The sequence below is a fragment of the Bacillus sp. PK6-025 genome, from assembly GCF_056530265.1.
The window spans coordinates 438,589-460,368 of the sequence record NZ_CP096509.1; the positions used below are offsets into that span (position 1 = coordinate 438,589).

General features: G+C 46.4%; 20 protein-coding genes. 8 read left to right on the forward strand and 12 right to left on the reverse strand.

What is annotated here, in order from left to right; translation table 11 throughout:
• Positions 1 to 227 precede the first annotated feature (227 nt).
• From M1D67_RS02250 to M1D67_RS02270, 5 genes are read right to left on the reverse strand one after another with little or no spacing between them, the layout of a single operon-like run.
• Positions 228 to 533: a DUF4176 domain-containing protein gene (locus M1D67_RS02250; protein WP_035400541.1), complete on the reverse strand. Its 306-nt coding sequence runs from the start codon at positions 531 to 533 to the stop codon at positions 228 to 230.
• A gap of 5 nt (positions 534 to 538) precedes the next feature.
• A complete protein-coding gene (locus M1D67_RS02255) occupies positions 539 to 805 on the reverse strand; it encodes a hypothetical protein (protein WP_026580529.1) in 267 nt (88 codons plus the stop codon).
• Between the two features lie 10 nt (positions 806 to 815).
• On the reverse strand, positions 816 to 2,204 hold the full coding sequence (locus M1D67_RS02260; protein WP_479831570.1) for a ribonuclease YeeF family protein: 1,389 nt from the start codon (positions 2,202 to 2,204) through the stop codon (positions 816 to 818).
• A gap of 17 nt (positions 2,205 to 2,221) precedes the next feature.
• The gene (locus M1D67_RS02265; RefSeq protein ID WP_020450144.1) at positions 2,222 to 2,500 is read right to left on the reverse strand and encodes a YwqI/YxiC family protein; all 279 of its coding nucleotides are present in this window, start codon (positions 2,498 to 2,500) and stop codon (positions 2,222 to 2,224) included.
• Between the two features lie 13 nt (positions 2,501 to 2,513).
• Entirely contained in the window at positions 2,514 to 2,897 is a 384-nt protein-coding gene (locus M1D67_RS02270; protein WP_003178893.1) for a YwqH-like family protein, read from the reverse strand.
• 508 nt (positions 2,898 to 3,405) lie between these two features.
• On the opposite strand from M1D67_RS02270, the gene M1D67_RS02275 reads away from it, so the two are divergent.
• From M1D67_RS02275 to mmsB, 6 genes are all read left to right on the forward strand, one after another.
• Positions 3,406 to 4,395 carry a substrate-binding domain-containing protein gene (locus tag M1D67_RS02275; protein ID WP_309539704.1) on the forward strand — a complete coding sequence of 330 codons (990 nt, stop codon included), beginning with the start codon at positions 3,406 to 3,408 and terminating at the stop codon, positions 4,393 to 4,395.
• Positions 4,388 to 6,151: a cache domain-containing sensor histidine kinase gene (locus M1D67_RS02280; protein ID WP_479831834.1), complete on the forward strand. Its 1,764-nt coding sequence runs from the start codon at positions 4,388 to 4,390 to the stop codon at positions 6,149 to 6,151. The genes M1D67_RS02275 and M1D67_RS02280 overlap by 8 nt, the downstream gene beginning before the upstream one ends.
• Positions 6,144 to 7,346 carry a response regulator transcription factor gene (locus M1D67_RS02285; RefSeq protein WP_448156667.1) on the forward strand — a complete coding sequence of 401 codons (1,203 nt, stop codon included), beginning with the start codon at positions 6,144 to 6,146 and terminating at the stop codon, positions 7,344 to 7,346. Before M1D67_RS02280 ends, M1D67_RS02285 begins: the two co-directional genes overlap by 8 nt.
• Positions 7,347 to 7,472: 126 nt before the next feature.
• A complete protein-coding gene (gene chvE / locus M1D67_RS02290; RefSeq protein WP_458117754.1) occupies positions 7,473 to 8,552 on the forward strand; it encodes a multiple monosaccharide ABC transporter substrate-binding protein in 1,080 nt (359 codons plus the stop codon).
• Between the two features lie 4 nt (positions 8,553 to 8,556).
• Positions 8,557 to 10,125, forward strand: a complete 1,569-nt coding sequence (gene mmsA / locus M1D67_RS02295) for a multiple monosaccharide ABC transporter ATP-binding protein (protein ID WP_079289541.1) — start codon at positions 8,557 to 8,559, stop codon at positions 10,123 to 10,125.
• Entirely contained in the window at positions 10,100 to 11,311 is a 1,212-nt protein-coding gene (gene mmsB, locus M1D67_RS02300; RefSeq protein WP_020450150.1) for a multiple monosaccharide ABC transporter permease, read from the forward strand. The genes mmsA and mmsB overlap by 26 nt, the downstream gene beginning before the upstream one ends.
• A gap of 47 nt (positions 11,312 to 11,358) precedes the next feature.
• On the opposite strand, the gene M1D67_RS02305 is transcribed toward mmsB, so the two are convergent.
• Both M1D67_RS02305 and M1D67_RS02310 read right to left on the reverse strand, forming a co-directional pair.
• A complete protein-coding gene (locus M1D67_RS02305) occupies positions 11,359 to 12,627 on the reverse strand; it encodes an MFS transporter (RefSeq protein WP_026580532.1) in 1,269 nt (422 codons plus the stop codon).
• A gap of 15 nt (positions 12,628 to 12,642) precedes the next feature.
• A complete protein-coding gene (locus M1D67_RS02310; RefSeq protein WP_020450152.1) occupies positions 12,643 to 13,560 on the reverse strand; it encodes a bifunctional helix-turn-helix transcriptional regulator/GNAT family N-acetyltransferase in 918 nt (305 codons plus the stop codon).
• A gap of 272 nt (positions 13,561 to 13,832) precedes the next feature.
• Between M1D67_RS02310 and M1D67_RS02315 the strand changes: the two genes are divergently transcribed.
• A complete protein-coding gene (locus tag M1D67_RS02315) occupies positions 13,833 to 15,905 on the forward strand; it encodes a beta-galactosidase (RefSeq protein WP_020450153.1) in 2,073 nt (690 codons plus the stop codon).
• 6 nt (positions 15,906 to 15,911) lie between these two features.
• Here M1D67_RS02315 and M1D67_RS02320 read toward each other — a convergent pair whose 3' ends face one another.
• The 4 genes from M1D67_RS02320 to M1D67_RS02335 form a co-directional block, all read right to left on the reverse strand.
• Positions 15,912 to 16,070: a hypothetical protein gene (locus tag M1D67_RS02320; RefSeq protein ID WP_165389270.1), complete on the reverse strand. Its 159-nt coding sequence runs from the start codon at positions 16,068 to 16,070 to the stop codon at positions 15,912 to 15,914.
• A gap of 76 nt (positions 16,071 to 16,146) precedes the next feature.
• The gene (locus M1D67_RS02325) at positions 16,147 to 17,292 is read right to left on the reverse strand and encodes a phytase (protein WP_020450155.1); all 1,146 of its coding nucleotides are present in this window, start codon (positions 17,290 to 17,292) and stop codon (positions 16,147 to 16,149) included.
• Between the two features lie 177 nt (positions 17,293 to 17,469).
• The gene (locus tag M1D67_RS02330; protein WP_026580533.1) at positions 17,470 to 17,928 is read right to left on the reverse strand and encodes a GyrI-like domain-containing protein; all 459 of its coding nucleotides are present in this window, start codon (positions 17,926 to 17,928) and stop codon (positions 17,470 to 17,472) included.
• 92 nt (positions 17,929 to 18,020) lie between these two features.
• The gene (locus M1D67_RS02335; RefSeq protein WP_020450157.1) at positions 18,021 to 19,511 is read right to left on the reverse strand and encodes a peptide MFS transporter; all 1,491 of its coding nucleotides are present in this window, start codon (positions 19,509 to 19,511) and stop codon (positions 18,021 to 18,023) included.
• A 290-nt stretch (positions 19,512 to 19,801) separates the two neighbouring features.
• Between M1D67_RS02335 and M1D67_RS02340 the strand changes: the two genes are divergently transcribed.
• A complete protein-coding gene (locus tag M1D67_RS02340) occupies positions 19,802 to 21,538 on the forward strand; it encodes a right-handed parallel beta-helix repeat-containing protein (RefSeq protein ID WP_479831835.1) in 1,737 nt (578 codons plus the stop codon).
• Between the two features lie 23 nt (positions 21,539 to 21,561).
• Here M1D67_RS02340 and M1D67_RS02345 read toward each other — a convergent pair whose 3' ends face one another.
• Positions 21,562 to 21,780, reverse strand: coding sequence for a YczF family membrane protein (locus M1D67_RS02345; RefSeq protein WP_026580535.1), 219 nt, complete (start codon positions 21,778 to 21,780; stop codon positions 21,562 to 21,564).

Consider the following 21,780-nt stretch of genomic DNA (forward strand, 5'->3'; position numbering starts at 1 on the left):
GTATATTTTTTTACCTATTTGAAACTCCCTAAGAAAATTCTGTTGCATATCTTATAACCTATAAAGATAACTATACTCAACATAACAAATTGAATGGTAAATAAACCTAGTCGTTCGCTCCATGGTATATCAGGAATGACTACAGCGCTAAACCCTATTCCAAATGTAAAAAAGCAGTAGATGAATATGACTATCTTTTTTCTGTAATTCTTCCAAATTTCCAAATGTTAAATCTCCTTATCGTGCATTTTAGGACCTAAAGTTTTTTTGTAGTTGAGTTCTTCATTTGTTACATAGCCCATGTAAAGGATTTCTTCTATCATATGGTGATTAAAGAATAGGTTGTAGTCTTCGGTAATATTGCCTTCAGGATATGGGACTGAAACATAATCGAATTTTTTTTGGCTGGATGATTGAATTTGATTTCTTCCATAAACCATGACAGGTTTGCGGACGCTCTTGATTTTCACTACTGTACCGATAGGAAGCCAATCTTCAGATATATGTTCTTCGTCTTTTTTTTCGTTAAACATGATGCTTATTCCTCCGATTTTCCATTTTTTCGTTGTAATTCAGGATGTTTTTTAAGCCAAATTTTTTTTCTGTAAATATGTAAGATGATTGGAAAAATGAAAAAGAATATGCTAATAACTGATATTGCAAATGGAATCTCTGAAGGCGCTTGTTCTGCTAGGCCCCATATCGCCATGATGACAAAAAAGATACCTACTACAGGGAATAAAATAGTGAAGATTATCATAGCTTCATTTATTTTTTTATTTAGAAAATCCTTTCCATGATTCATAAAAAGCCTCCTATTCGTCTTTTTCGGCTCCTAATTTTAAACCGATGCCCACACCGGCGGCGACTTTAAGTTCAGTTTCTGTCCCGAGTTTAGCTTCAACACCTGCTCCTCCAAAAGTAAATTCAACACCGATATACGGATTATAATCCCAGCCAAACCATTCTTCAAGAGGTTTATAGCCGTTCCAGTTAAATGGGCTGACAACGACTTCTGCGTCTGCAATGCTTGCCGAAGCTCCTATGCCGACTCCATAGTCTTCTATACCTGCACCTGCCTCGGCATGACCGATATCAATACCAACACGCACAGGTGAATTTTCGTGATCGAAGTTTGCCTTTATTCCATTAACTTCTCCTTTAGCACCCATGAAATTGTTTGTAGCATAATTGTCTACAAATTTATCTGGATGATATGGAACACTGATTTCGCCTTCGACGTCTCCCAACTGAAAATAAGTTTCTTTTTCATCTTCTCCTTTATCTTTAAAACCTTTATTTGTATCTAAAATACTTGCATCAAAATTCATATCAACTTCATAATCTTTTCTTGAATACTTAAAACTGGCATTTCCAGCACCAGAATACCCAAATCCCCCTGTTACTTCTGTTTTAAATTCTCCGTCAACTTTCTCGTTACTTGATGTATTACCTATACCATAAAACTCTTTTACAGTGTTCGACTTTTTACCATTCTTAATATTATCAATTTCAGTTGAACTAGTATTCCTTTTCTGCAATTCATTAAACAGGTTTTGAATTGCAGGTTCTTTTTTAAAAACACTGGAAGAGTAATTTTGAATCTCAATCTTCGGCCCCGTATACATCCTCTCCAGCTGCTGGATGTATTGCTTCATTGTGTCGAGGTCATCCCTCGCCGCTTTTAGCGCATTTGTCTGTTCGCGGTCAAAAGTATGAAGCTTTTCAAGCGTCTCGCTGATTTGTCTTTGGGCTTTTTTGGCGTTCTCGTTGACGGCTGAATCGTCGAGGTCGGGCAGGTCGACGATGTTTTTGACCGTTAGAATAGTCATATTGGCTTTTGACGTCAATCTGCCTGTCAGCGATTCGGCTTGACTGACGCCGTCATGGAGTTCGTTTTCAAGAAAGCTTTGCGAGATAAAGCCGTTTTGGTTCGGTTCAAGGGAATGAAGTGCGCTTTTCGTCTTTTCTAAAAGTCCTTTATAGTCGGAAATAAAAGATTCATAAAAAAGAAGAAAAGTGGTGTGGCACTCTTCATAGAACGAGCGGATCGCTTCACCGCCCGCACCTTTTAAGGCGTCGTCAAGGGAGGTGAGACCTTTGACGCTTTGTTTGACTTTTGAAATCTCGTCAGTCTGGTTTTTTAATTCGGTCAGCGTTTTGTCTAGGCCGGTTTGAAAAGCCTGAACATCTAGAGTTTTCAATGCGTAGTCCCTTCCTTCTACTTGGCTTTGATCGATGACGACAGCTTTTTGTCGGCGTCTTTTATGGCGTTGACAGCCTGTTCGGTTTGCGCAATTTGTTTGGCAAGAGCCGAAGCGTATGCTTTTGTCAGACTTTTCAAATCTTTGTTCATGCTTTCAATTTTTTTGACGACGTCAAGGTTGTTTTTGCCGCTGATATCTGTCGGCACGTTCGGTTTTACAGCTTGGGCTGAATGCTTCAGCTTCGAGAGCGCCTGTTTGACTTCGCCTGTTTTGACTTTGATTTCTTGACCCATCGTAATCACTCCTTTATCGGCGGGCTTCTCTTTCTTCTTTTTCCAGCTTTTCAATTTTCGTTTTTAATGAGCTGATATCCTTACCTAGTGAATCAATGTCATCATTTAAGGAAGAGATTTTCTCTTTTAATTGTTTAAACACTTCATTTAACTGTTTTCCGCAAATATCATTGTAGGCCGTTTTCATATCGCTTCTGACATTTTTAAAAGAATCAGCAAGGCTGCCCTGCCATGTTGTCGGCGACAGTTCGGGCTTTTTGATGCTGTCTTTTGAATCGTCAAATTCCTTTTTATCTGCTTCTAATTCAGTTTGGCAATTTTTCAGTTGTTCGAGCTGTTGTTTTTTGATGAGAAGTGTACCTTGCAGCCCGTATAAAACTGTTTTTTCCCAGATCATGTTACTGCCACCTCCCGGAAAATTTGATTCAAATGACCTGTTGGGGTCCGTTCATTAAAGGACCTTATTAATGTTACAACATGGTATAAATGAGTTGAATAGGAAAAATGTACCGTGATTAAAGGATCGAATCAAGCGGTGGAGCAGGGGATTCCTTATTATGACTGCGATTTTGCACATTTCTCCATTTTCTTTCAAGGACAAAAGGCATGGTTCTTAGGGCTGTGTTTTTTGTGATATTTATTTTTTGTTTCACAAACTTTAAGGTAATTTTAAGAAAGAGGCGATCTTGTCGAACACTAAACAAGGTTTTTCGGGCAAAATGTCAAATAGATTAGATATTTCATATAAACAAGGGGGGAAATTGTCTGTTTGTGATGAAAAAGGGGACGGGCGAAATTTCTGTCAGGATGCCTCAGCTGGATTCTAAGAAAAATATGCGGCCAAATATATACTTCATGATAGATTGTAAACGCTGTCTTGTCCTCTGACCAACAGGGGGATGAAGATGAAGAAGCTGTTAGTTGTTTATGCCGTGATGCTCTGTTTGTTTTTTCTGTATGTCTACGACTACTCCCGGGGCGATAAAACCGGATCTACAGAAGCAAGCAAAAGGCCGGCGGCCGGAAGTCTGTCCGAAAAATATGTGATGGTCACGTTTCAATCGGGAATCGAATATTGGAAGAGCGGCCTGAAAGGCTTTGAGGATGCCGCACAGCTTTTCAACGTCTCTGTCGAGTATCGGGGGGCGGCCCATTATGATGTCCATGAGCAGACGACCGTCCTCGAGCAGGTCATTGCAAAAAAGCCGGCGGGGATCGTACTTTCGGCAATAGATCCAAAAGCTTTAAACTCTGTCATCGACAAGGCGTATGAGCAGGGTATTCCGCTCGTTTTATTCGATTCAGACGCCCCGCTCAGCAAAGCCTCTACATATGTCGGCACAAATAATATGGAAGCGGGTGCTGAGGCCGCAAGGCGAATGGCCGAGTTTTTAGATGGAAAGGGAGAAACCGCAATCATTACCCAGCCGCGGCAGTACAATCACCAGGAAAGGACGAAGGGCTTTGAACAAACGATCAAGCAAAAATACCCGAACATGAAGGTCGCCGCGGTTTTGGACGGAAAAGGGGATGAGCTGACGTCGAAAAAAGAAGCAGCGAAAATTCTGGAAAAAAATCCGTCCATCAAAGGAATTTTCACGACAGAAGCCAATGGAGCGAGCGGTGTGGCCCGGGCTGTGAAGGCGGCGGGACTTGAAGGGAAAGTATGTATTATCGGCTTTGATAAAGACAAGAAAACGCTGGACGGCATCAAAAGCGGGTCGATTTCCGCGACAATGGGTCAGGACACATGGCAAATGGGCTATTGGTCGCTGCACATGCTGTTTTTCTCAAATCACCATTTGAAGCATGAACGCCCGCTTCCGGCAGCGATCGATACTGGCATTACGATCATAACGAAAGAAAATGTGGCAGCCTATTATGCGAATGATTAAACGTTTGATCAACAATGCGCCGATCCGTCATAAGCTGATCAGCCTTCTCTTACTAATCAGCATGCTGCCGACGATCGGCCTCGGCATTTTATCGGGATGGGCCGTTGAAAATATTATTGAAAAACAGGTGATCGACCAAACACTGCAGCTGATCGGCGAAGTGAACAAGACGGCTGAAGTATATGTCAGCCACATGCAAAACCTGACATATTTAATATCAATGAATGAAGAAATGGAAGCATTTTTTAATCATGAAAAGGAGGATGGAGAGGCGGATTATAAGCGAAGGACGTTTTTGCAGGGCCTGACTTCTTTATATTCCGAAGCCGCGGGCATTCTCGTCGTCAATGATAAGGGTGAGATGATCAGCAATGAGATGTATGAACGGACGCCGACAGATTTGACAAAAGAACCGTGGTATCTGGCGGCTGTAGCTAATGAAGGGATTTTCAAGATGATCGGAAAGCCTGTCAACCGGAATATCAGAAGCCATGTGCACTACAGAGAAGACGAGGTCGTTTCTGCCGTCAGAGCTGTTATCGATCCTGAGACACAGCGTGTGAAAGGTGTTTTGCTCATCGATTTGAAGCTGCGCGTCCTCGCAGAAGCGACAAAAAATATCCGCTTGGGGAAAACGGGTTATTTGATGATCATGGATGAAAATGGCGGCAATATTTATGCACCGGAGACCTCAAAGCTGTTTCTGCCGAAAAAGTGGTTCAGTCAAGATCGGTCCGGATATTTTTCGAAGCGGATCAAGGGAGAGGAATATCAATTCATTTATGAGACGTCTTCCTTTACGAACTGGACAACGGTCGGCGTTTTTAAAGCGGGTGAACCCGTATTCGAAGTGAAGGAAATCCACTTGTATGTGCTTTTGTTTTTACTGACGGCGGCGTTTCTCGGAATGTCTGCTTCCTATTATTTGTCCCATTCCATGTCGCGGCCGATTTTGAAGCTGAATGCTGTCATGAAAACGGCGGAAAGCGGGAATTTTTCAACATTTTATCAGGAGGAAAGGGAAGATGAAATCGGGGTTTTGGGAAAAAGCTTCAATCGCCTGATGATGAGAATCAGGGAGCTGATGTCGGTCACAGAAAGACAAGAGCGCCAAAAAAGAGAAGCCGAATTAAGGGCGCTGCAGGCGCAGATCAACCCTCATTTTCTCTACAACACGCTGGATACAATCAATTGGATGGCGAGGAAGAAAGGAGCGGTAGAGGTCAGCGGTCTCGTGCAGGCTTTATCCAAGCTGTTCCGCATCTCCTTGAGCAAAGGGAAAGATATCATTCCGCTGTCTGATGAATTTGCACATGTTGAAAACTATTTGAAAATCCAAAAAGCGCGATACCGCGATAAATTAAACTACTCAATCGAAATGACCGGACTTTGTGACGACCGCCTGATATTAAAGCTCGTGCTTCAGCCGATTGTCGAAAATGCGATTTATCACGGAATTAAAGAAAAAAAGGGGCCGGGTCATATTACGATCAAAGGCATGGAGGAAGACGGCTCGCTGATTATCAAAATCGAGGATGACGGAGCCGGAATGGATGAAGAGACGATAAAGCAAATAACCGATCAATTCAAACACAGGGACGATACAGCGGGCTACGGCATGATCAACGTCCATGAACGGATCGCCCTTACATTTGGCGAGCCGTACGGTTTAACGGTTCAAAGCCGAAAAGGAGCCGGAACCGCCGTCACAATACGGCTCCCAATCTTAACAAAAGGGGGAACAAGCCTTGAGTGAATGTTGGCGCGTACTGATTGCCGATGATGAACCGTGGATTCGGGAAGGAATACGGGATGCCGTCTCTTGGGAGCGCTATCAAATGTCGGTGTCGGCTGAAGCGGAGAATGGCGAGGAGGCATTTGAGCTCGCTCTCAAACACGGCATCGACTTATTGATTGTCGACTTGAATATGCCGATCGTCAACGGAATCACGCTGATGAAAAAGCTCCGCGGCGCCCTGCCGCAGTGCCGCTTTGTCATCGTGACGGGCTACGATCAGTTTGCATACGCGCAAGAAGCAATCCGGCTGAATGTCGATGATTATTTGTTAAAGCCGGTCGATCCCGCTCATCTGGAACAAGTGCTCGAAAAGATCAGCTTGTCGCTGGCAGCTGAAAAAAAGAAGCTCAGCGAGCAAAAGCTTGCCGAGCAGCATATTCAACAAAACCTCGGCCTTCTGAAAGAGCATGTTTTCAGAAGCTGGATCGAAGGCCGGGCAGTGGAAGAAGACGTTTACCGGCAGCTCGAATGCCTCCGTCTGCCGGCTCGCTATCCTGAGACGCTCGGTGTCATCGCGGCCGGGCATGTATGGAACAAGCCGTTTGAAGCCGACAGTCTGAAAGAAAAAGTAGAACGCTTCTTTGTCGCTGAACGGGATAAGGCTGTTTTTTTCGACGGAGACCGCCTGATCGCCGCCTGCCTGTGGCGTTCTGTTACAGAAGCTGAACAGCAGGCGCTTGCAGAGATGATCGAAGCTGAAATGCAGGCAAGCGCCGCCGTCTGCTTCGCGAAGCTTGCTGAAAACGGCCGCTCAGCTGCGCAATGCTATCAGCATTGCAGACAGCAAGTCTCGAAAGCATTTAATATCTCGCCGGTTGTCACGAGGGCCAAAGAATATATGCAAAAGCATTTCACTGAAAGGGAGTTTTCTTTAAAACAGACGGCGGATGCGCTTCAAGTCTCGCCCGTCTATTTGAGCAGGATCATGAAGAAGGAGCTCGGCATGACATTTGTTCAGCTTTTGACCGAGATGCGCATAGACCAAGCGGTTCACCTGTTAGAGACAACCCCTCTTTCGATTCACGATATTGCCGAACAAACGGGGTATGATACACAGCACTATTTCAGCACTGTATTTAAAAAAACGATGGGAGTATCCCCCAATCAGTACCGACGCATGTCGGGAATTGAACGAACAGGGAGAAAGTTGTAATGTAAGCGCTTTAAAAAAGTCTGATTTTTATAAAAATAGTTAATTAATTCAAAAGACGGACCTTCGAAAGACATGGTACAGTTGGCATGATTCATGATGGGAGAAATCAAAAGGGGGATACCAAGCATGAAAAAATGCTGGCTGTTGATCACTGCAATGCTTTTCTGTCTTATTGTTTCCGCCTGTTCGGGGAATCAGGCGAGCGGAGGTGGAGACAAAGGCTACGTCGGAATCTCAATGCCGACAAAGTCATCGGAACGCTGGGTGTATGACGGGAAATATATGGTGAAAGAGTTTGAAAAACTCGGGTATAAAACGGATCTGCAGTATGCGGAAGATGTCGTTGAAAACCAAGTCTCACAAATCGAGAATATGATTACAAAAGGCGTCAATGTCCTCGTCATTGCTTCGATTGACGGGGAAGCGCTGACCGACGTCCTTGAAAAAGCAAATAAGCAGGATATTAAAGTCATTTCCTATGACCGGCTGCTTATGAACAGCAAACATGTCGACTATTATGCGACATTTGACAATCATAAAGTCGGAGAACTCCAAGGGAAATATATTGAAGAAAAGCTTGGCTTAAAAGACAAAAAAGGGCCGTTCAACATCGAATTGTTCGCAGGATCGCCCGACGACAACAACGCGCATTTCTTTTTTGACGGCGCCATGTCTGTTTTGAAGCCTTATATCGATTCGGGCAAATTAAAGGTATTGAGCGGCCAGACTTCATTTGAGCAAGGTGCGACGCTCAGGTGGGACGGCGCAACCGCACAATCCCGGATGGACAATTTGCTGAGCGCGCATTATACAAAGGCGAAGCTTGATGCGGTGCTTTCACCGTATGACGGGATCAGCATCGGAATCATTTCATCCTTAAAAGGTGCGGGCTACGGATCGGACAAGAAGCCGCTGCCGGTTATGACGGGACAGGATGCGGAGCTTGCTTCCGTGAACTCGATCATTAAAGGGGAGCAGACCTCAACCATTTTCAAAGATACGAGAGAGCTGGCGAAAAAAGCCGTTGAGATGGCGACATCCGTCTTAAAAGGCGAAAAAGCGGAAGTCAATGACACAAAGACGTATGACAACGGAGAGAAGGTCGTTCCGTCCTACCTGCTTGAGCCGGTCGTCGTCGATAAAGAGAACTATAAAAAAGTGCTCGTTGACGGCGGTTACTATAAAGAATCGGAATTAGGGAAGTGATCCGATGTCTGATTGCATTTTGGAGATGAGAGGCATCACGAAGGAGTTTCCCGGCGTCAAAGCGCTCGACAATGTCCACCTCCGCGTTAAAGCGGGCGAAATCCATGCCCTCTGCGGTGAAAACGGGGCGGGCAAGTCGACTTTGATGAAGGTGCTGAGCGGTGTATATCCGTACGGTACGTATACGGGCGACATTTTGTATAAAGGGGAAGTATGCCAATTCAAAAATATTAAGCAAAGCGAGGAAGCGGGGATCGTCATCATCCACCAGGAGCTGGCGCTCGTCCCCCAGCTTTCCATTGCGGAAAATCTTTTTTTGGGCAATGAACAGGCGAGCCGCGGCGTCATCAATTGGCGAAAAACAAAGCTGGAAACGCTCGAGTTAATGAAAAAAGTCGGGCTTCATGAATCTCCGGATACGCTTGTTTCCCAAATCGGCGTCGGAAAGCAGCAGCTTGTTGAAATCGCCAAAGCGCTGGCAAAAAAGGTGCAGCTCTTGATTTTGGATGAACCGACTGCGGCTTTAAATGAAGCGGACAGCGAGAATCTGCTGCGGCTCTTACTCGAACTGAAAAAACAGGGGATCTCTTCAATTATGATTTCCCATAAATTAAATGAGGTTACGAACGTCGCAGATTCGATTACCGTGCTCCGTGACGGACAGACGATCGAAACGCTTGATGTGCAAAGCGGGCAATTGACCGAAAACCGGATCATCAGAGGCATGGTCGGCAGGGAGCTGCAAAACCGCTATCCTGCCAGAAGCGCCAAGATCGGGGACGTCATCTTTGAAGTGAAGGATTGGACAGTTCATCATCCTCTTCAACAGGACCGCAAAGTGGTAAACACGGCGGCCCTTTCCGTCAAAAGAGGCGAGATCGCAGGAATTGCCGGCTTGATGGGCTCCGGAAGGACGGAGCTGGCGATGAGCATCTTTGGAAGATCATACGGAAAAAACATCTCCGGCACAATCGAAAAAGACGGGCGGGAGCTTTACATCCGCCACCCTGAAGAAGCCATTAAAAACGGCATCGTCTATGTGACGGAGGACCGGAAAGGAAACGGTCTGATTCTGGATGACAGCATTAAAGAAAACATTACGCTGTCCAAACTGGAGAAGGTGTCGAGCCGATTGGTGATGGACGAGCGCCGCGAAAAACATGAAGCGGAGGATTTTCGCAGGAAATTGAACATCAAGACGCCCGACATCGGCCAGCGGACCGGAAATTTAAGCGGAGGCAACCAGCAGAAGGTCATGCTGAGCAAGTGGATTTTTGCGGAGCCTGACATTTTAATTTTGGATGAACCGACGCGCGGCATCGATGTCGGCGCCAAATACGAAATCTATGGCGTCATCAATCAGCTTGCCGAAGCAGGTAAAGCGGTTATTATGATTTCTTCGGAGCTTCCCGAGCTGCTGGGAATGTGCGACAGAATCTATACGATGTGTGAAGGGGAAATCACCGCTGAATTTTCCAAAGAAGAAGCTGATCAGGAGAAGCTGATGAAATATATGACCATCCGCATGAAGAGAGGGGGAGAGGCGTATGCAGACACCGGTGCAAACGGATAAAGACCGCGCTCAGCCCGGTTACTTTCAGCTGTTTCGCGACATGTATAAGCAGAACATCCGGAAATACAGCATGGTCATTGCGCTCGTGTTTATTATGCTGCTGTTTCAAATACTGACAGACGGAATTTTGCTGAGGCCGCTGAACATTACGAACTTGATTTTGCAAAACAGCTACATTCTCATTTTAGCCATCGGGATGATGCTCGTCATCATTACGGGACACATTGATTTATCAGTCGGTTCAGTCGCCGCTTTTGTCGGCGCCGTCTCCGCGATGATGATCATCGAAAACGATATGCCGCTGTTTGCGGCGGTCGTTCTGTCGTTGCTTCTGGGAGCGGCAATCGGCGCCTGGCAGGGATTTTGGATCGCTTATGTCAAGATTCCGGCCTTCATCGTGACGCTGGCGGGAATGCTATTGTTCAGAGGACTCACGATGATCGTGCTTGAGGGGAAATCGATCGCTCCATTTCCCGTGTCCTTTCAAAAAATGGCGTCCGGCTTTATCCCGGACTGGCTGAACGGAGGCGCGCTCCATATGACGACGATTGTCGCCGGAGCGGGAGTGTCGATTCTTTATCTCGTGTATCAGCTTCAGCAGAGAAACATGCAGAAGAAATTCCAATTTGACTTGCAGGGAAAAGGTCTGTTTGCAGTTAAGGTGTTTTTTATCATCGCCATTATCAACCTTTTTACCTACATTCTCGCGACGTACGAAGGCATACCTCTCATTTTGATCACATTGTTCATCTTAATCGCCGGGTATACATTCGTTATGAAAAAAACCGTCATCGGGCGGAGAATCTACGCAATCGGCGGCAATGAAAAAGCAGCCGAGCTTTCAGGAATCAAAACAAAACGGCTTACCTTTATGGTTTTCGTCAATATGGGCGTCTTAGCTGCTCTTTCCGGATTGATTTTTGCCGCCCGTTTAAACGCGGCCACTCCGAAAGCAGGAAACCTGTTTGAACTTGACGCCATTGCGGCCTGCTTCATCGGCGGTGCTTCAGCTTACGGCGGAATCGGCACGATCGGCGGGGCCATCATCGGCGGCCTTGTCATGGGGGTCATGAACAACGGTATGTCGCTGCTCGGTCTGGGCATTGACTGGCAGCAAGCAATTAAAGGCCTCGTCCTTCTGATTGCCGTTGCATTTGATATTTACAATAAGAATAAAACTTCTTAATTGATAAAGAAAAACCTGTTTTTGAACATCAAAAACAGGTTTTTTCATTATTGCTGGACTGAACGTCCTTCCTGATTCAGTGTGGGGTTTATTTTTTTAGGTTCCGGCAGCAGGATATTCAAAATGCTTGCTGCCGCCAAAATAACGATTGAAAGGTAGAAAGACAGGTTATAGTTGCCTGTTTGGCTGTACCAGACGCCGGGCAAATAAGCGCCGAGCGCCGAACCGAGCTGGTGGCTGAGGAACAGCCAGCCGAGAATGAACCCGACGGAGTACTGCCTGAAATACTGGGTTGCGAGCATTTGCGTCGGGGCGACGGTCGCAAAGTCGACCAAACCGAACAAAACCGCGAAGCAAAGCAGGAGGACCGAGTTGTGGCTCGACAACAAAATGACAAGCGACAGCGCCCTTACGGCATATAAAAAGCACAAAATTTTTCGGCTGCTCCAGCGGTCAGCGACGACGCCGGAAATCAAAATACCGATGATGTTAAACCCGGCCAGCAGGCTGACAGCGGCGCTTGTTACTTCGGTCGAAAACCCGTGGTCATGCGAAAAAGGGATAAGATGGGTATCCATTAACCCCGTCGTTGTAAATCCGCAAATGAAAAACGGCAAGACGAGGAACCAAAACGTTCTTTTGAGAAAAACGGCTTTGTATGGAATCTTTTTAGGCTGGGCGTCCGGCTCTTCTTTTATCTCGCCGCCCTGAGTGCCGCCGATCGGCTGTACATTTTTTTCCGAAGGATGATTCCGCAATAACAAGATGACGATCGGAAATACGATAACAGCTAAAAACAATCCGAGAACGATGACGGTCACTTGCCAGTTAAACCAGTGGATCAACATGAGCGATCCAGGGACAAGCAGCATCTGCCCCGCGCCGAATCCCGCTTCCATAATGCCGAATGCAAGCCCCCGCTTCTCATTGAACCAGTTGGTCACGATCACGGTCGATGCGACATTCGACGCACCGCCGACGCCGAGAGAAACGATGATGCCGTACAAAATAAACAGTTGCCACGGAGAAGTCACGAGATATGTAAAAAAGATGCTCAAGCCGACCAGAAGCGTGCTGAGAGATAAAATGATCCGCGGTCCGAACCGGTCGACAAGCCTGCCGATTACCGGCTGGGATACACCGTAGACAATGAAGCTCAGCATGGAAATAAGCGAAATCGTGCCCCTGTCCATTGAAAATTCCTCTTCCCAAGGCTGAATAAAGGCCCCGAAAGAAAGGCGCACTCCTTGAACGGCCAAAAGCGTCAAAAACGTCACAAAAACGATAATCCAGGCGTAGTGTATTTTCCGTTTCATAGATCCTCCATTTCGTCAGCCTAACTCGGCATCCCAGCGTTCTTCCCGGAGCCGCTGTCCCCATAATAAAGTCTCGTCTTTCACTTCCGTCAGTCTGAATCCGAATTTTTCATACAAAGGCCGCGCTTCAGCCATCGTACTTACCGTCCATAGAAAAATCCGCTCAAATTGATTGTCTTTACAATAATCGATGAGATGCTTCAAAAGGCGCGTGCCGACTCCCTGATGCCGAAAAGCGGCATCGACCAGAAACCATCTGAGCTGTACGGTTTTGCCGGGATGTTTGACGAGCCCGACGCATCCCGCAAACCTTCCGGCGCTCTCTGCGATCCAGATGTTTTCGATATCGGCATCAAATGTTTCGTGAAGGTAATCCAAAAATGAATCGTCCCAGCCGTGTGTCTCCGCATAAAACGCACGTTGTTTTTCGATCATTAGTTTGATATCGTCCGATATATAGTAATCTCTTATGGAAACGTCCGATTTTTCGGGCGGCAGGTGTTCTGACAATATGGATTCAATTGTATTCATCGCCTCCGTCAGCTTTTCCTGATGGGGGCCGTCGATATGCTTCAGCATGTATTCGATTTGCTGATTGGCTTTTGCCTCCAGCTTCTTATAAATGGATTCGCCGAAGCTTGTTAAATAGATATAGTGGTTGCGGCTGTCCTCCTCGCTTCTCTTTTTATAGACCATATTTTCCTTTTCGAACCGCTTCAGGATCCGGCTGACATAGCCCCGGTCCAGGCCGAGCGTATCTTGAATCAGCTTGGCTGTACAATCGGCCGTATTGTGAATTTCGAATAATATCCGGGTTTCCGTCAATGAAAAAGGGCTGTCATAAATATGTTCATTCAGAAAACCGAGCACGTTTGTATAGAATCGATTGAACTTTCTGAATTTTAATGTGATAGAATGATTGATTTCTGTCATCTCAAAACCTCTCTTTCTATAAATCGTTGCTTTAATCAATTATAATAAAATAGTTGATTTAGTCAAGTGTATGGAAATAAAGTTAAAAATGTTAATGATAGATTATATTTTACAAATAAAGAAAGATAAATTCAATCATACAGGAAAATTCATCCACCAGGCAGGAAAGAGGGAAGAAAACAGAGTATATAATCTAACAACCTGTTTTTGTAAGCGTTTAATGTCTGTCTCCGCGTCATATGAAAACGAGGAAGAGAGGATGAAACTTTACGATGGTCAAACCGTATCCCCCGATCAGCCGGAAAGTTCCCCGACTATTGCATGGAGCCGATTACAACCCTGATCAATGGCTTAAATATCCGGACGTTTTAAAAGAAGATATCCGCCTGATGAAGCTGTCCCGCTGCAATGTGATGTCTGTCGGCATTTTCTCATGGGTTTCGCTCGAGCCTGAAGAAGGAAGGTTTACATTTGATTGGCTCGATCAGGTTCTTGATACTTTCAAGGAAAACGGAATTTATGCGTTCTTGGCTACACCGAGCGGTGCCAGACCGGCTTGGATGTCCAAAAAGTATCCCGAGGTGCTGAGAACGGAGCGCAACCGGATCAGAAACCTTCACGGAAAGCGGCACAATCATTGCTATACGTCGCCTGTCTACCGCAGGAAAACGGCGATTATAAACGGAAGGCTTGCGGAGCGCTATGCGCATCACCCGGCTGTCATCGGCTGGCATATCTCCAATGAATACGGCGGAGAGTGTCATTGTGAACTTTGCCAAGATAAGTTCAGAGAGTGGCTGCTCGCGAAATATAAAACGCTGGACCGCCTTAACCATGCATGGTGGACATCGTTTTGGAGCCACACCTATACAGATTGGGACGAGATCGAGTCGCCGGCTCCGCACGGCGAGGATGCTGTTCACGGTTTGAATTTGGACTGGAAGCGTTTTGTCACGGATCAGACGGTTGATTTTTGCCGGCATGAAATTGCCCATGTCCGTTCTTTTAACCCCGACCTGCCCGTGACGACGAATTTTATGGGAACATACGCCGGATTGAATTATTGGAAGTTCGCCGACTTGCTTGATGTCATCTCGTGGGATTCTTATCCGGCATGGCACAACAGCCGGCAGGAAGACAGCCGGCTTGGAGCCGATATTGCTTTTGTTCATGATATCAATCGGTCTCTTAAAGGCGGCCGGCCGTTCATGCTGATGGAAAGTACGCCGAGCATGACGAACTGGCAGGACGTCAGCAAGCTGAAGCGCCCCGGTATGCACGAATTGTCATCATTACAGGCAGTCGCTCACGGATCGGACACTGTTCAGTATTTTCAATGGCGGAAAAGCCGCGGCTCAAGCGAAAAGTTTCACGGGGCAGTCGTTGATCATGCGGGATCAGAGCATACGCGCGTTTTCCAGGAAGTAAAAAAACTTGGGGAAAAGCTCGAAAAACTTGAGGATGTCGCAGGAACGACAGTCGAACCCGAGGCCGCGATTATATTTGACTGGGAGAATCGCTGGGCTTTGGAAGACGCCCAAGGTCCGCGCAATATCGGCATGCATTATGAACGGACAGCCAAATCGTTTTATGAACCGTTTTGGCGTGAAGGTGTACCGGTTGATGTGATTCATATGGAGGCCGATTTCTCCCGCTATAAGCTTTTGGTCGCCCCGATGCTCTACATGCTGAAAGAAGGCACCGCCGAAAGGATTGAACAGTTCGTTCAAAACGGGGGTACATTTGTCGCCACTTATTGGTCGGGCATTGTCAATGAGAATGATCTTGTGTTCTTGGGAGGGTTTCCTGGAGGCTTAAGAAAAACGCTCGGGATTTGGTCTGAGGAGATCGATGCGCTTCATGACGGACAGAAAAATACGATTGTGATGGATGCAGATAACCGGCTCGGGTTAAGCGGGAGCTATGAAACCAGTGAGCTTTGCGACCTGATTCATTTAGAAGGAGCCGAAGCGCTCGCTCTGTACGGGGAAGATTTTTACGCGGGCCGGCCCGCGCTGACGGTCAATTTGTTCGGAGACGGGAAGGCCTACTATATCGCTTCAAGGAATGAGGCGGCGTTCCAAGAGGCGTTTATATCGAGGCTCATTGAAGAGTGCGGGATTGCCAAAGTGCTCGATACAGAGCTTCCGAAAGGCGTCACCGCCCAGCTCCGCACAGACGGCCGCCACGATTATATTTTCGTGATGAATTTTACAGCGGAAAACCGCACGGTCTCGCTTCCGGAAGAAACATATACGGACGTCTTAAAAGGAACCCGGAAAAAAGGCGCTCTCAAACTGGTTCCATACGGAACGAGCATTTTGCGGAGAAGCCGCAAAGCCTAGGAATCCTCATTCTTCAGGCCGACGCTTCGTGCAAAATGCAGCAGCGAGCAGGAAAATGACAGCTGAAGTATACGCCAACACACCTTGATCGAAAACGCAGAGAAGCACGACATTTGATAAAACAGCCAACATGATAAACACTACAGCATAAAGATTTAGACGCAATACCATCCCTCCATTAATTGTTATCTTAACATGAAGGGATGTGAAAAATCCGCGGGAAATACCCGCGGATCCGTCCTTATTTGGCTCGGTTTTTCAGTTTTCGGGGATCGACCTGATCATCGATATCAGGTTTGTCGTCCAGCGCGTCGGCGATTTTTTCCCAGGAGACAATTTTGAAGTTCTGATTGGCCGGTTGTCCATTTTCCGTATTTTCGCCGTCTTGGGCGACAAAGATGCCGTATGGATATGTTTTGCCGAGGCCGAAGCCGATGACGTCGATTCCATCGGTATCGCTTGTCCCGTCGATTTCTTTGCCGTCCTCAATTGAAAAAGCAGTGACGTAGTCGTTTTTCCCGCGCCGGTCATAGATGGCATAGCGGTTATCGCCCTGACTGGACGCGATCAAATACCCTTCTCCGTCTTCTCCGTAGTAAATCGTCAGCCCTTCAATATCAGAAGTTAGATGCGGTCCGTCGGCACGATCGACGATTTTTCCTTTATCTCCGCCGTCCGGCTCGGCGCTGAAAGACCAAATCGCAACGTCTTCTTCGGCGATGTACATTTTGCCGTATTCATCATCTGCCGCAAGCCCTTCTGTTTGAGAGCTCATTTTGAATGAGCGGACCTTTTTGCCCTCGACTTGTCCTTTTCCGTTGTCAAACAGTTCATATTGCTCGAATTCTCCGTTCTTTCCGGTCACCATGGCGTAGAACTTGCCGGTTTTCTGGCTGTGATACAGGCTGAAGCCATATACCTCCTGGATATCGGTTTGAATAGGTTTTTGAGGATTGACGATGTTCTTCAGCTTGCTTTTTTCGCCGTCAAAGGCGTAAATTTCAACCGTGTTTTTGCCGTCTGACCGGTTTGAGGCCCCGGCAATATCAATTTTTTTGCCATCGAGCGGAAAATTGTAGCGCAGGTCGACATTGTTTAATTTGCCAAACGGATAGGCCGCAAGCTGTTTTCCCTTCAAATCATAGACGATTAAGCCCGACTTTTTGTTTGTGGTGATGAGCCTGCTTTTTTCAGGCTGCTTCGGATGAACCCAAATCGCCGGGTCATCTGCCGCGTCGTCAGGGGTATCCACCGGCTCTGTCTCTGCATCGGCAGTCACCGTGAATTCTTTGTGAGCCGCAGCTTCGTTATGGGGGAGACTGCTCCATGAGGGAGACCATAAGGATGCTGCGAGTGTTGATAAAGCGAGCGTTTTGTAAAAGTTCATATATTAACCTCCTTTTCATAACATTTATCCTAGCAAACCAATGAAAATTATCATTTGAGGGTATGTAAACTTTTGTTAAAAGTGATGGCTAAAAAAGACCGCCGATACTCTAGAGTACGAAACCCAAAGAAAACCCCCGGAATTTTTTCCGGGGGCTGCCTTTAACATCGCTATCTCTCAATGAATCGGAATGTATATCTCAAACGCAAGTTCGTTTAAATCCCCATCCATCGGGTAAAATTCCAATTGTGTAAAAGCGTCACAATTTAAACGAAGACCTTGATCTTTGATCCATTGATATACTTTTTGATAAGTCACTTCAGGCCGCTCATGCTGCGGATGCCTTGTCTGAGCATATGTTAGAGCGGGCGCCTGATAGCTGATCATTCCTTCCGGAAGGGTTTCAGGGAGGTTCTCCGTCTCCATTAATATATAAAAAGTGAATTCCCCTTCGCCGTGATGATCCGATATGGCCCACATGCCGCTGTCTTCTTGAACACCGACTATTTCTCCGCGCCGGTCTTTCAGCTGCTGAATGACGCCGTGGAGCTTTTTCGCCCGGGCTTCTTCGAATGAAACGGTTTGTGAAAAGCCAACACCGGCAAATCCGGGCTTTGCTGTCTTTTTGATCTCCAAATTTTATCCTCCCATCCTGCACCGATTGGTTATTCAGTTATTCGCTGGACAAGAAGCAAATCCTTCAGAAAAGGAGTATCGCCTGTTGCTTTTTAATTGACACCCTTCATAAATTTCTGAATTTTCGGTGACAGCAACATCAAAATGATTCCGAGCAGGATGGATACACCGCCGATGACTCCGAAGTAGGCGATCTCTGTATCAGCGCTGTAAAATCTGACGATCTGTGCATTGATAGCCTGTGCAGAAGCGTTTGACAGGAACCACAGGCTCATCGTCTGCGCTGAGAATGCCGCAGGAGCCAGCTTTGACGTTGCGGATAGCCCGACTGGAGACAAGCACAATTCCCCTAGAACGACGATCAGGAAGCTGAGCACAAGCCACATTGGATTGGCAAGTGATTCAGTGCCGTTGATATAAGCAGGGAAAATCATGACGACAAATGAAAGTCCGGCTAAAATCAAGCCGAGTGAAAATTTCGTCGGCGTTGAGGGCTGACGGTTGCCGAGCCTCATCCAAATCCATGCGAAAACCGGTGCAAGCACAACGATGAACAACGGATTCAGCGACTGGAACCAAGATGAGTGCAATTGGACACCTAAAAATTCTAAATGAGTGCGTTTATCTGCATAGGTGGCTAAAATATTGGCGCCTTGTTCCTGAATCGCCCAAAACATCATCGATGCGACAAACAGCGGAATGTAAGCTGTGAGACGGGAACGTTCATCACTCGTCGTTTTGGAGCTTTTAAACATAACGATGAAATAAATCAGCGGGATCAAAATACCGAGACAGCTGACAATCATCGTAAACAGCTCAATTGTCATCCAGCCCATAAAGACGGAATAGCCAAAGATGGCAGCGATCACCAAAACACCGATTCCAATCCGTCCGAATACCATTTTTCTTTCAGCGGGTGTCAGCGGATTCGGTACCGTTCTTCCGGCCGGTCCGAGGTTTTTCTTCCGTGTCGCCAAATAGGTCAGCAGCCCGAACAGCATGCCGATGGCAGCAAGGCTGAAGCCGAGATGGTAGTTGTATGTCTGGCCGACTGTGCCGACGATAATCGGCGCAAGAAATCCGCCAAGGTTGATCCCCATATAAAAGATGCTGAAACCTGAATCGCGCCGGGTGTCTTCAGGGCTGTATAACTCGCCGACAACGCTTGATACGTTTGGTTTTAAAAGGCCTGTCCCAATGATGATCAAGAACATGCTGATGAAAAACGCGGGGACGCTTCCCGGGAATGACAAAAGTATGTGTCCGAACATAATGAGCACGCCGCCGTAAAACACGGTGTTTGCAGTTCCGAGGAGCCTGTCCGCTATCCAGCCTCCGATGATGCCGGACATATAGACGAGGGAACCGTATACGGCCATAATCGAGTTTGCTGTGGTTTGATCAAATCCGAGGCCGCCTTTTGTTACCTCTGTATACAAATAGTAGATAAGGATGGCTCTCATACCGTAGTATGAAAAACGCTCCCAAAATTCAGTGAAGAATAAAGTGAAGAGTCCGCGGGGATGTCCAAAAAACCCCTTTTGCGGAATGTTTTGAAAAGTTTCTTTTTGATGGTTTGACATTCGCAATACTCCTTCTCTTTCTATGTCTATTATAAAAATCATATTCTTATATAATGTTCGTGTCAATACACCTTCAATCGATTTGAATTTTTGATCGCTAATGCAACAAGTTGTGAAGCGCTTTACAAGCGGATAGTAAAAACTTTTGGAAAAAAAATTAGATGAAAAGATTTTTTAATAAAATTTTACCTATCTTATGTACAAGCGGATTTTACTAGATTGGCATATATATATCGGAAACCGTTTTACAAAAGGAGGCTGAAAACAGCGTGCAGCAGCAACCTGAGGAAATGAGAATGACAGTGGTTGACGCGACAAAGTTCGGTGCTGTCGGCGACGGCAAAACAGACTCCACAAATGCGATCAACGAATGTTTGGCGTGGACAAAGTCGATGGGATACAACACGGTATGGATACCGAACGGCACGTACCTGATTGACGGGACGAAAAACAGCGACCCGCGTGCTCCGTTTCGCGGAGCCGGCATCAATGTTCCGGGCAATATTGAAATTTTGATGGACGCGGAGACCGTCATCAAGGTAAAACCGAACAGCTCATGGGGATACGCTGCTTTTTATATAGGCGGAACATCCAATGTGAAAATATCCGGAGGCAGCATCATTGGGGAAAGGGGTGAACACACATATACACCGGCGCCGAGACCGACCCATGAATGGGGATTCGGAATTTGTATCGAAGGGGCGTCAAATGTCGTTATTGAACATGTGAGAATAGCCGATTTTACAGGAGACGGAATCATTATCAGCAACGGAGGAGACGGCTATAAGCCGTCAAAGCGTATTAAGGTAACCAATTGTGAAATCAGGCGCTCCAGAAGAAATAATCTGTCAATCACAGGGTGCGACAATGTTCTTGTTGAAGGATGCGAAATTGCAGATGCGGGGACAGGCAACGGCACGGCTCCCCGTTTTGGGATTGATATAGAAGGCTACAGTGAAGGAAACATCGTCTATGAAGAACCCGTTAATGTCATCATCCGAAACAACGTGTTAAAAGGCAATGTCAACAATGCCATTTCCAATTTCAACGGCACTTCTGTCATCATCGAAGGCAATATCGCAGACAGTACCATTTCATACGGATACGGGACGAGTACGACGATTGCAAACAATATCATCAAGAAAAATCCCGAATCCACCGGACAGAGCATCGGAATTAACGGCCTCGGTGTAGGGGCTTTGGAAGCAAGAAGCGATGCCGTTATAAAGGGGAATTTGATTTCGGGTTTTACGACAGGCATCGATATCCGCGGAAAAAGCGTTTTTGCCACGGGAAATCAAATCCGTGATTTTGTAAATGCCGGAATTCTTGCTTATCAAGCGTCGCAAATCTTCATTGAAGGGAATAATATCGAAAACGACGTGCCTGAGCAAAGGTCCGGCACCGCTCTCAGCATCACGCAATCAGACAATGTAACGTTTTCCGGCAATCAGATCGCAAATGTCGTACTTGCGGTCAGGAGCACAGGCAATGACGTCCAAATAAAGGATAACGTCATCAAGCAATTCTCCAGAGGCATCTGGATATCGCAAGGAAATGCTGTGATAGAAGGAAACTTTATTTCGCCGGCCGGCTTTCAAACGGTGCCGGAGTCATATGCCGTATCCGTCACAAATACGGCTTCTGCAGTCATTCGGAAAAACACCTTCACCCGCTTCAGAAACTTTCCAATATACTGCTCGACAAATGAGCATACAAAAATTATCGGAAACGACATCGAAGATTCTCCGCTGATTGTCACGCTGTATCTCACCCGCGGAACCCACGAGATTATTGGCAATACGATCACGCTCGGCAGGCCGACCTTGCCGGCTATCCTCATTTATCTCGACCAATCGTCGAACTCGGCGATCCTCGACAACACGCTCCGCAGCAATACCGCTGCAAGAGTGACGGCAATTCAAACCAATACGTCCAGGCAAACGCTGATCATCGGCAATACGGTTGTAAAAGGTATGATCCATTCCCACGAGACAGATACGGTTCATGGAAATATTGAAGTTTAAGCTCCCTTTTGATAGGGAGCTTTTTATGTCCTTTTTTTCTTCTTGCGGAAGTTCGCCGAGGCTTCGAGAAAAATGATAAACAAAAATAAAAGGATCATGATCCACTCGCCTACCTCTAAGATGGCAAACGTCAGGGAGTTTATTACGGCTCTTTGCAAGGTCATGCCTTGAAATACATCAAGCATGACAGCAAAAGTCTCTAAGGAAACAAATAATAAAAGCCCGATTCCGATCAGTTTCAA

What these genes read in the sequence shown, in the direction of transcription:
- M1D67_RS02275 (WP_309539704.1), top strand. Translation starts at nt 3,406, where the DNA reads ATGAAGAAGCTGTTAGTTGTTTATGCCGTGATGCTCTGTTTGTTTTTT.
- mmsA (WP_079289541.1), top strand. Translation starts at nt 8,557, where the DNA reads ATGTCTGATTGCATTTTGGAGATGAGAGGCATCACGAAGGAGTTTCCC.
- M1D67_RS02255 (WP_026580529.1), bottom strand. Translation starts at nt 805, where the DNA reads ATGAATCATGGAAAGGATTTTCTAAATAAAAAAATAAATGAAGCTATG.
- M1D67_RS02315 (WP_020450153.1), top strand. Translation starts at nt 13,833, where the DNA reads ATGGTCAAACCGTATCCCCCGATCAGCCGGAAAGTTCCCCGACTATTG.
- M1D67_RS02305 (WP_026580532.1), bottom strand. Translation starts at nt 12,627, where the DNA reads ATGAAACGGAAAATACACTACGCCTGGATTATCGTTTTTGTGACGTTT.
- M1D67_RS02325 (WP_020450155.1), bottom strand. Translation starts at nt 17,292, where the DNA reads ATGAACTTTTACAAAACGCTCGCTTTATCAACACTCGCAGCATCCTTA.
- M1D67_RS02270 (WP_003178893.1), bottom strand. Translation starts at nt 2,897, where the DNA reads ATGATCTGGGAAAAAACAGTTTTATACGGGCTGCAAGGTACACTTCTC.
- mmsB (WP_020450150.1), top strand. Translation starts at nt 10,100, where the DNA reads ATGCAGACACCGGTGCAAACGGATAAAGACCGCGCTCAGCCCGGTTAC.
- chvE (WP_458117754.1), top strand. Translation starts at nt 7,473, where the DNA reads ATGAAAAAATGCTGGCTGTTGATCACTGCAATGCTTTTCTGTCTTATT.
- M1D67_RS02280 (WP_479831834.1), top strand. Translation starts at nt 4,388, where the DNA reads ATGATTAAACGTTTGATCAACAATGCGCCGATCCGTCATAAGCTGATC.
- M1D67_RS02335 (WP_020450157.1), bottom strand. Translation starts at nt 19,511, where the DNA reads ATGTCAAACCATCAAAAAGAAACTTTTCAAAACATTCCGCAAAAGGGG.
- M1D67_RS02310 (WP_020450152.1), bottom strand. Translation starts at nt 13,560, where the DNA reads ATGACAGAAATCAATCATTCTATCACATTAAAATTCAGAAAGTTCAAT.
- M1D67_RS02340 (WP_479831835.1), top strand. Translation starts at nt 19,802, where the DNA reads ATGAGAATGACAGTGGTTGACGCGACAAAGTTCGGTGCTGTCGGCGAC.
- M1D67_RS02250 (WP_035400541.1), bottom strand. Translation starts at nt 533, where the DNA reads ATGTTTAACGAAAAAAAAGACGAAGAACATATATCTGAAGATTGGCTT.
- M1D67_RS02265 (WP_020450144.1), bottom strand. Translation starts at nt 2,500, where the DNA reads ATGGGTCAAGAAATCAAAGTCAAAACAGGCGAAGTCAAACAGGCGCTC.